Annotated in this window: 9 protein-coding genes; 7 read left to right on the forward strand and 2 right to left on the reverse strand. The window is 40.6% G+C overall.

Annotated features, from left to right (window positions below):
• Window positions 1–38: 38 nt before the first annotated feature.
• Window positions 39–1,223 (forward strand): NupC/NupG family nucleoside CNT transporter, encoded by a 1,185-nt coding sequence (locus F3I44_RS19225; RefSeq protein ID WP_150013916.1) that lies wholly within the window; start codon window positions 39–41, stop codon window positions 1,221–1,223.
• A gap of 38 nt (window positions 1,224–1,261) precedes the next feature.
• Here F3I44_RS19225 and F3I44_RS19230 read toward each other — a convergent pair whose 3' ends face one another.
• The gene (locus F3I44_RS19230; protein WP_150013913.1) at window positions 1,262–1,687 is read right to left on the reverse strand and encodes a DUF3574 domain-containing protein; all 426 of its coding nucleotides are present in this window, start codon (window positions 1,685–1,687) and stop codon (window positions 1,262–1,264) included.
• 155 nt (window positions 1,688–1,842) lie between these two features.
• Between F3I44_RS19230 and F3I44_RS19235 the strand changes: the two genes are divergently transcribed.
• From F3I44_RS19235 to F3I44_RS19255, 5 genes are all read left to right on the forward strand, one after another.
• Window positions 1,843–2,706, forward strand: coding sequence for a YicC/YloC family endoribonuclease (locus tag F3I44_RS19235; RefSeq protein ID WP_150013910.1), 864 nt, complete (start codon window positions 1,843–1,845; stop codon window positions 2,704–2,706).
• Between the two features lie 199 nt (window positions 2,707–2,905).
• The gene (locus tag F3I44_RS19240) at window positions 2,906–4,117 is read left to right on the forward strand and encodes a site-specific integrase (RefSeq protein ID WP_150019517.1); all 1,212 of its coding nucleotides are present in this window, start codon (window positions 2,906–2,908) and stop codon (window positions 4,115–4,117) included.
• 358 nt (window positions 4,118–4,475) lie between these two features.
• Entirely contained in the window at window positions 4,476–5,585 is a 1,110-nt protein-coding gene (locus F3I44_RS19245) for a nucleoid-associated protein (RefSeq protein WP_190286030.1), read from the forward strand.
• Between the two features lie 49 nt (window positions 5,586–5,634).
• Complete coding sequence (locus F3I44_RS19250; protein ID WP_150019519.1) at window positions 5,635–7,167, forward strand: hypothetical protein; 1,533 nt, start codon at window positions 5,635–5,637, stop codon at window positions 7,165–7,167.
• A gap of 175 nt (window positions 7,168–7,342) precedes the next feature.
• On the forward strand, window positions 7,343–7,783 hold the full coding sequence (locus tag F3I44_RS19255; RefSeq protein WP_150019520.1) for a hypothetical protein: 441 nt from the start codon (window positions 7,343–7,345) through the stop codon (window positions 7,781–7,783).
• On the opposite strand, the gene F3I44_RS19260 is transcribed toward F3I44_RS19255, so the two are convergent.
• A complete protein-coding gene (locus F3I44_RS19260) occupies window positions 7,780–8,010 on the reverse strand; it encodes a hypothetical protein (RefSeq protein ID WP_150019521.1) in 231 nt (76 codons plus the stop codon). The genes F3I44_RS19255 and F3I44_RS19260 overlap by 4 nt on opposite strands.
• A gap of 261 nt (window positions 8,011–8,271) precedes the next feature.
• Here F3I44_RS19260 and F3I44_RS19265 point away from each other — a divergent pair, with 261 nt between their 5' ends.
• Window positions 8,272–8,622 carry a hypothetical protein gene (locus tag F3I44_RS19265; protein ID WP_150019522.1) on the forward strand — a complete coding sequence of 117 codons (351 nt, stop codon included), beginning with the start codon at window positions 8,272–8,274 and terminating at the stop codon, window positions 8,620–8,622.
• Window positions 8,623–8,711: the final 89 nt, after the last annotated feature.

Consider the following 8,711-nt stretch of genomic DNA (forward strand, 5'->3'; position numbering starts at 1 on the left):
CTAAATGCGCTTTCCTTTCTCTCTGATAAAAAAGACATATGGCCGCCATTCTTCATTTCCTGCTGGCGCTGGTGGTGATTTTCGCCCTTGCGCTGCTGGTCAGTCATGACCGTAAACAGATTCGCCTGCGCTTTATTGTTCAACTGATTGTGGCAGAAGCCGCGCTGGGCTGGTTCTTCCTTCACTCTGCCGGGGGGCTGGCGCTGGTCGGCTCGTTTGCGGGATTCTTTGAAACGCTGCTGGGCTTTGCCGCACAGGGTACAGAATTCGTGTTTGGCGGAATGAGCAAACAGGGGCTGGCATTTATTTTCCTTGGCGTACTCTGCCCGATTGTCTTTATTTCCGCGTTGATCGGCATATTGCAGCACTGGCGCATCCTGCCGCTGCTGATCCGTATTTTCGGGACGCTGCTGTCGAAAATTAATGGCATGGGCAAACTGGAGTCATTTAATGCCGTCAGCACGCTGATTCTGGGTCAGTCGGAAAACTTTATCGCCTATAAAGGGATTCTGGGTGATATCCCGCCGCGCCGGCTCTACACCATGGCAGCGACTGCGATGTCCACCGTTTCGCTGTCGATTGTCGGTGCTTATATGTCGATGATTGAACCGAAGTATGTGGTTGCCGCACTGCTGCTTAACATGTTCAGCACCTTTATTATCCTGTCGATCATCAACCCGATGAAAAGCCAGGATGAGCAGCCTATCGCGCTGGAAAAGCTACATGAAGAGCAAAGCTTCTTTGAAATGCTGGGCGAGTACATCCTGGCTGGTTTCAAAGTGGCGATGATCATTCTGGCGATGCTGATTGGCTTTATCGCCCTGATTGCTGCCGTGAATGCCGTGTTTGCAGCGGTCTTTGGCTATAGCTTCCAGCAGTTGCTCGGCTACCTGTTCTATCCTCTGGCATGGCTGATCGGCATTCCCAAAGCGGATGCCCTGCAGGCGGCCAGCATCATGGCGACCAAGCTGGTGGCAAATGAGTTTGTGGCGATGATTGAGCTGCAGAAAGTTGCGGCGGGCATGAGCGCGCGCGGGCTGGGTATTCTGTCGGTGTTCCTGGTCTCCTTTGCTAACTTTGCCTCGATCGGCATTGTGGCGGGTGCCATAAAAGGCCTGAACGAAAAACAGGGGAATGTGGTTTCCCGGTTTGGCTGGAAGCTGGTCTATGGCTCCACGCTGGTGAGCCTGCTCTCTGCGGCTTTTGCCGGTCTGTTTATCTGACTATTCCGTGGGCGGCCTCGCTGCCGCCCGCTTTCGTCCTAGAATCCGACGCAGACGGGTGCATCCACCCGCATCACCGACTCCTGAGCAAAGCGTTTCTTATAGAGGGTACGTAGCGCCTCAATATCCTGATTGGTGGCAGGGTCGATACCGTGGATCAGCATCAGCGCTTTACTGTTCTCCCGTGCCAGTTTGCCGTTCTCGCCCAGCCATTGCCCTTTAGCGTCATAAACCGACAGTCCCGCTTTGAAGCGTGGCGTAACCTCATTGTCCACAAAGTTCATCCAGTCAAGCGAACTCACCCTGCCGCCGTCTGGCTTGCTTAGTCCAAACCACAGCGTGGTCTGCATCATCATGTCGCCACCCGCACAGATGGGTTGCGGTTTCGTGGGCGGCGCATGGCGCGTCTGGCAACCCGCCAGCAGCAGAGCCATCACAACAGGAAGGGCAATAACGCGTGACATAGATCGGTCATCCTCACAAGGGGTCAGTGGTCATCATAAGTGGCTCTCGCGGAAAGCGGAAATGGTTCGTTATTTTCCGGTGAGACGCTTATGCCTGTTATGCCGTGGCTCGCCTCGCTATACTTCACACATCTTTCCGCAAATGAGTACCGCTTATGATCCGCAGTATGACCGCTTATGCCCGCAGCGAAGCCAAAGGCGAATGGGGCAGCGCCGCCTGGGAGCTGCGTTCTGTTAACCAGCGTTATCTGGAAACCTACATCCGCCTGCCGGAACAGTTTCGTGGGCTGGAGCCGGTTATCCGCGAACGCATTCGCCAGCGTCTGACGCGCGGTAAAATTGAGTGCAACCTGCGTTTTGATGCCGACCCCAGCGCGCAGGGCGAGCTGATGCTCAACGAAACGCTGGCGAAACAGCTGGTGCAGGCGGCCAACTGGGTGAAAATGCAGAGCGATGAAGGCGCGATTAATCCGCTGGATATTCTGCGCTGGCCCGGTGTGATGTCTGCACAGGAGCAGGATCTGGATGCCATTAACACGCAGTTGTTGAAGGCGCTGGATAGTGCGCTGGATAATTTCATTGCAGCACGCGAAAGTGAAGGCACCGCACTGAAAGCGATGATTGAGCAGCGTCTGGAAGGGGTTTCGCAGGAAGTCAGCAAAGTGCGGGCGCAGATGCCTGAAGTCATCAAATGGCAGCGTGAGCGTCTGGTCGCCAAACTGGAAGATGCTGAAGTCCAGCTGGAAAACAATCGCCTGGAGCAGGAACTGGTGATGATGGCGCAGCGCGTTGACGTCTCCGAAGAGCTGGATCGTCTGGATGCGCACGTCAAAGAGACCTACAACATCCTGAAAAAGAAAGAAGCGGTTGGCCGTCGGCTCGATTTCATGATGCAGGAGTTCAATCGTGAATCGAATACGCTGGCATCGAAGTCGATCAACGCCGACATCACCACTTCTGCGATCGAACTGAAAGTGCTGATTGAACAGATGCGCGAGCAGATTCAGAATATCGAATAATTTCCACTCCCATCCATGAATATCCATAAGCCCATGTTAAATGGGCTTTTTATTGCCGTTAAATTCCAACAATATACATACATCTCCATCAATATCCACGATTTATCGGGGGGTAGAGTGGGGAGTGTTTTTGCTTTACTAGCCAAAAATAACAGTTTATAACCAAATACCCCCCACTTAGGATTAGCAGGTCAGGTATATGGGTTCACTAACAGCAAAAGCCGTTCAGTCTCTGATAAAAGCAGGCGGAGTTGGTAAGTTTGGAGATGAGCGAGGCTTATACCTGAAGATCCCATCCAAAGGTGAACCTTACTGGATGCTGAGATACACAGCACACACAAAGAGACGAGAAATCACTTTAGGCAAAGTTTCTATAGTGTCACTCGCAGAAGCCCGTAGCCTTGCAGAAGATGTTCGCAAAAAGGTTCTGGCTGGAGATGATCCTATCGCAGAAAGGAAGCTAAACAGACCTGTAGAACTGACTACAGTGAATGAGCTGTTTGAAGACTGGCATAAAGATCTTGTTAAAAGATTAAAATATCCGGGCATACCTGAAAGGGTTTACCGTAAAGACATTGCTCCTACAATTGGTAGGCTTGCCTTAATCAAAGTCACACCCTTAGATGTTCGTTCCATCATTCAAAAAATCACCGCCAGTGACAGACCTACTATCGCAAATGATGCCCTTCTCTACATGAAACAGCTCTTCAATCATGGTATCAAACTTGGTCTTGTTCAGAGCAACCCAGCTACTGCTTTCAAAGTGAATGATGCTGGAGGAGTTGAAAAGAGCAGAGAAAGAGCATTGAACTTAGAAGAGATTGCTCATGTTTTTAAAGTGTTCAGAGAACACTCTGATAGCTTCTCTCGTGATAATTATCTGGCATGTGCACTTCTATTGCTTCTTGCGGTTCGAAAGAGTGAACTGACAGAAGCTCCTTGGTCAGAATTCAATTTAGAAGATAAAAAATGGTTTTTACCCAAGGAAAGGAGCAAGTCTGGTATTGGCATAGTCATTCCACTTCCTCCCCTCGCCATTAAGATTTTGGAAGAACTAAAGGTCAGAGCATTGGATTCACCTTATGTCTTCCCAAATCGCCGTGTGAGCAAGTCCGAGCACATGGGAAAAGACACTCTTAACAGGGCCATAGCGAAGCTTTTCGGTATCGAGCCAGGCAAGAAGAAGCAACAGCCAAATGTTATGGGTGATATTGAATATTTTACCGTTCATGATCTGCGAAGAACGAGCCGGAGCTTGCTCGCTTCTCTGTCCGTTCCTCCTCATGTGGCAGAAAGGTGTCTAAACCATAAGCTGAAAGGTGTAGAAGGCATCTATGATAGGTATGATTATTTTGATGAGAGGAAAGAAGCTCTAGAAAAAATTGCAGATAAAATCCAACTCATTGTTTGAAAAGGCTTACTCAGAAATCATAGAAGGTCAGCATCAGTTCAACAAAGTACTGGAATGGAAAAAAATTGCATTAAGGACTTTTATTTCAATAAGTTAACTATAATTTAAACTCAAGGTGTTGAACTTAAAGATTGAAATTAAAAGCTTTAGCTTTTTTAATGCTGACTTAAACCAAGAAAACAGAAAATAATTCTATTAAAATTAAAGTGCAAAAATATCAGGTAGTTATGAAAACAAAGTAATTATTTTGAAAGAGGGAAAACTATTAACGCCACAAATAGTTGTAAAAAATTAATGAATTAATCATTATGTCATTTTCATGCCAATCTTGACCACCACAGCTCATCAGGTATACTGTGTGTATATACAGCAATGCGGATGGGGTTTAGAAGGAACGATGATGACTGCTCCCATTGTATTGAATCACTGCCTTTACAAAATCAGTATTGAAGACTCAAAGATTGAATTAATTAAACCTCAGGATGACAGAGATCTTAAAGAGTTTAGTCGAATCATAATCGATGAATTAATAGAAAGTCCTCGGACCAAACAATATTCTTTTACAGATGACAATGAACTGGTAGTTTCTCATATCCGTTCTATTGCAAAGAATGAATTTCTTGATGGTATTACTGACAAGAAAAAAAACTGGGTTATGAGAACAGAAAGCATAGCAAAAAAATTGTTGGATGAGGAAATTCTTGCACAACAAAAAATATCGGCAATGAATAAAAAAATCCAAAAAGGTTCTCTGTTAATCTTACACCTTGAGCATGAAGGTTTAATAAAATTTGTTTTGCTGAAAATTGAGGTTGACTCTTTTTTTGATGAGGTTGATGCACGAATCCGTAATGGCCTTCCACTTAATAAAAAAAGATTGCAAAAATCTTGTTTAGTAACCCTGGGTCAAGATTTAGAGATTTCTCAATTACTACTTTCTGATAGTAATCGAAGCATAAGAGAATATTGGTGGAGCGGGTTTCTCAATTCTAAAGAAGTTATCAATTCAACAGTGAATACAAGAATAGCTTATGGTGCTATTGATCGTTTTCTAAAGCAAACAGTCAGAAATGAATCGCCCGCAGATTATTTATTTATGCGAAACGATGTTAATTCATACTTTAGAAATAATGATACCTTTGTGCATGAGGAGTTAGTTGAGAAACTACAAGCTCACAAAATTGAGAATGAAGAGTTAAATAAAAAATTCCCTGAAGTAATTAACAGATTGAAGAGCTTACCAAGTTCTGAAAAAGCTACATTCGACACTCAATTTGATTTAGACTCGGAGGTTATCAAGACAAAAATAAAGAGCACAATTGTTCTTGATGAGAATCTTGAATTGAGAATAAAAGGTGAAATAGTTAATATAGAAGAGGTAATAAAGGCTGAAAGCGATGCTCATGGTAAATATATAAAAATCTATTCAGATAAAGGATATGATACTTTTTCAAAGAAAGGTAATTAACTGAATACAAATAATAGAAGATATTGCGAATGTTTTTTTCGTCTCAGACTTGACGAATATTAAAGACGATTTTTATCGTTGTGAAGCGACCTATTCCTCAAAAGTTAGGGAACTTGTCTTTGACCATTCTCAACTTGAAAATATTAATTCTATTATTAAATCAGAATGTTTAACTTATGATGCATCTATAAAATTTAACAACGATATTTTAACTTCATGGACACAAGAAAGCAAAACAAGCGATGTTTTAAATACCATCAGGGAAGAGCTTCAGTTCATTGAAGACAATCCATCACTTGATTTTTGTATAAAAATACATAAAACAAGTGCCATCAAAAAAAACAATAACTCTCATATATTCGTTTTTAAAAATTTTGTTGAAGGTCCACTTTCCCAGCCAGACCTGGACTTCATTGAATTTCTTAAGGAATTTGATTTATCTAAAATAATAACTTTTAAAGTCTGGGACGAACACATTGATTTTGGCACGGAATACATCCGCTTTGAACATATTTCGTCTAAGCCTAATCATTTTATAGATAGTTCTATAAGAGAGTCTACTATAGCGAAAAGAAATAAAAGCTGTCATTTTACCAATGACTCAGATTATAAATTTATGCCAGACGATTTTAAACTTTTAACCCCATCCCCAAATGCCGTTATTTCTGAGAAATTTAACAGGCTTATGCTGGTCTTTGTTTTAATTTATATGTGTGATTACTCTGAAATAATTGTAAAAGATGAATCATATCTTGATTATAAAATGAAAGGTTATCGTTTAATAAGCAACAGAATAAAATTAGATTCTATAAGCTTTTTAGGTGCAGATGAACTTTATGGAATATACGAGTGGGTTTACAATCAAGGTAACTTTGTTGATAAAATCGGGTTAGCTAAAAACATCATCTCAATTCATATGACTGGCGATGATTTTACAACACTCAGCAAAGGGGCTTTGCGATCTATTGAGTCTGGATACGATATATATTTAAAAGAAAATGTTAAGCAATACATTGAAATCAAAAATAAGATTTCTGAGATGCTAATAGCGCAAGCCGATAAAGCTTCAGAGATCACAAAAAACATGTTTGCCACATTAAAAACGAGCTTTTGGAGCTTAGTGTCATTTTTCGTAACTATTGTTTTGGTGAAAATACTTTCTGCAAAAAACGAAGATGCGGTTATTATATCCGGTGAAATAGTAATACTAATGTTCGTTTTTACAGTTTTTTCTTTTATATATTTATTCTTGTCTGAATGCGAAGTAAGCGAAGAAAAGACTCGTCTTTTTGAAAGATACACGACTATAAAAGACCGCTACAAGGATTTACTAAACGAAAATGACCTTAATAAAATAATAGATGTTGATGCTCTTACATCTAAAGATGAAACATATATTCAGAGAAGAAGGAAGGTTTACCGTAGGGTTTGGATATCTTTTAATATCTTCATGCTTTTAGCTGTAATAGGTATGTATTGTTATAAAATCCTACCTCACAACCACCAATCTGAAAATGAAAAACCCAAAAATCATGTTTCTGAGGAAATACATCAAGGAAAAGGTGATACTAAAGAACATTAAAAATTAAAGCATCTTAAAATGTGGTTGCAATTTTTTGTTAATTCTACTTACTTAAAAACAGGCAAAGAATAACCTTCATGGCATTCGATTGAAATTTATAGATTTATTTATATTGTCTATTTAAAATGCTTGATGTAGGATGGTTTAAACCGAGTGACTTATCAGGCTAATTTATATGGATCTTCTAACTATATTTGCTGTCTATGGTCTCAAGCATATTTACGATGTTGAACCTGTCTTCTTTGTTTATAGAACTGGAATGCCTTCCATAATGGGTTCTTTTAACAGCAAAGAGAAAGCCCAGAATTTTTGCTCATACTTTTATTCATTAGACAAAAGTGTTTATAATTATCGCCCAATTATAAGCTCTGACCAGAAAATTTTCAAAATCATTAAGTTAAACCATATCCCAGGCTCGCTTAATATAGATGTCAAAAAAACCTATGCACAGTATTCTGAAGATACACACATAGTAAAATTGAAAGATAACGCACTTGAAGAAATAAAAATTAACTTCTTAGAAAAATATCTCTCCACAGTCATTCAAAAAAAACTGGTATCAAAAAGCATTGAAAAAGATATGATGAAAATATCAGATAAAAAGATTAACCATTAAATATTCAATTCGACTACTTTTATTTCCATCTTACCGTTTCTGCTATCTTCGAACCAAAAGCCAATAGAATCACCTTTTTTCAATTTATTTAACTGTTTTGAAATGTCTTCTGAGCACTCAAACAGGAAAACCTCATCATTAAGTAGTCTTATTTTTACAAATAGCATTTCTTTTTCGATAATTTCTCCAAATGAAAACCAGTAAGGAGATGATTTTAAAAAACCCATAATTAACCTTAGATGTTGATTGTCGTATTTAATATTTAAATCTTATTTTTAATAAGTCAATAGAAAAGCTTAAGTAAGTAAATATAAGCAAGGGCTAACTCAGCGAAGCTGAGTTCCCCTTGTTTTTCTTCCTTGTAGTCAGAAAAAGAAAAACCAAAATCGAAACCAACACCTAAAGCATTGACACAAGTGCATATTATGATATTCATTTATACATAGCATACGGACTTGCTATAAACCACATAATCAAAAGGAGTTGATATGGAAAAAATTAATAGTTTATTCGATGACGAGTTTCCTTCATCTTTTACCAATAATACTGAATCAAAGAAACTTCCCCCAAATCGCATTCGCAGGCATACAGTTACTGTTCGTTTAAATGACATAGAACTCGCCAAAGTAAATAATTTGAGAAATCAGCTCAGCAAAAGCTGTTGGCTCAGATCTTCAGCTTTACAACAACTCCCTCAATCAGTTCCTGAACTTAACCAAGAAGCTTGGCACCAACTAACGGCTTCATTGCAGAAGCTCAACGACCTTACTCTATTCCTCAATCGCAGAGGAACAGATGCTCTGACCTGCCCCCCGTTGATTAATACACCACGATGTTAGTAATGTCTTCATAAGCCACATGAGGACATCCCCATGAAGAAGCGTTTTTCCGACGAACAGATCATCAGTATTCTTCGCGAGGCTGAAGC

Origin of the sequence: Pantoea sp. F_5 (genome assembly GCF_008631595.1) — a bacterium.
Classification (GTDB): domain Bacteria; phylum Pseudomonadota; class Gammaproteobacteria; order Enterobacterales; family Enterobacteriaceae; genus Pantoea; species Pantoea gossypiicola.

What these genes read in the sequence shown, in the direction of transcription:
- F3I44_RS19240 (WP_150019517.1), top strand. Translation starts at nt 2,906, where the DNA reads ATGGGTTCACTAACAGCAAAAGCCGTTCAGTCTCTGATAAAAGCAGGC.
- F3I44_RS19265 (WP_150019522.1), top strand. Translation starts at nt 8,272, where the DNA reads ATGGAAAAAATTAATAGTTTATTCGATGACGAGTTTCCTTCATCTTTT.
- F3I44_RS19260 (WP_150019521.1), bottom strand. Translation starts at nt 8,010, where the DNA reads ATGGGTTTTTTAAAATCATCTCCTTACTGGTTTTCATTTGGAGAAATT.
- F3I44_RS19230 (WP_150013913.1), bottom strand. Translation starts at nt 1,687, where the DNA reads ATGTCACGCGTTATTGCCCTTCCTGTTGTGATGGCTCTGCTGCTGGCG.
- F3I44_RS19235 (WP_150013910.1), top strand. Translation starts at nt 1,843, where the DNA reads ATGATCCGCAGTATGACCGCTTATGCCCGCAGCGAAGCCAAAGGCGAA.
- F3I44_RS19225 (WP_150013916.1), top strand. Translation starts at nt 39, where the DNA reads ATGGCCGCCATTCTTCATTTCCTGCTGGCGCTGGTGGTGATTTTCGCC.
- F3I44_RS19255 (WP_150019520.1), top strand. Translation starts at nt 7,343, where the DNA reads ATGGATCTTCTAACTATATTTGCTGTCTATGGTCTCAAGCATATTTAC.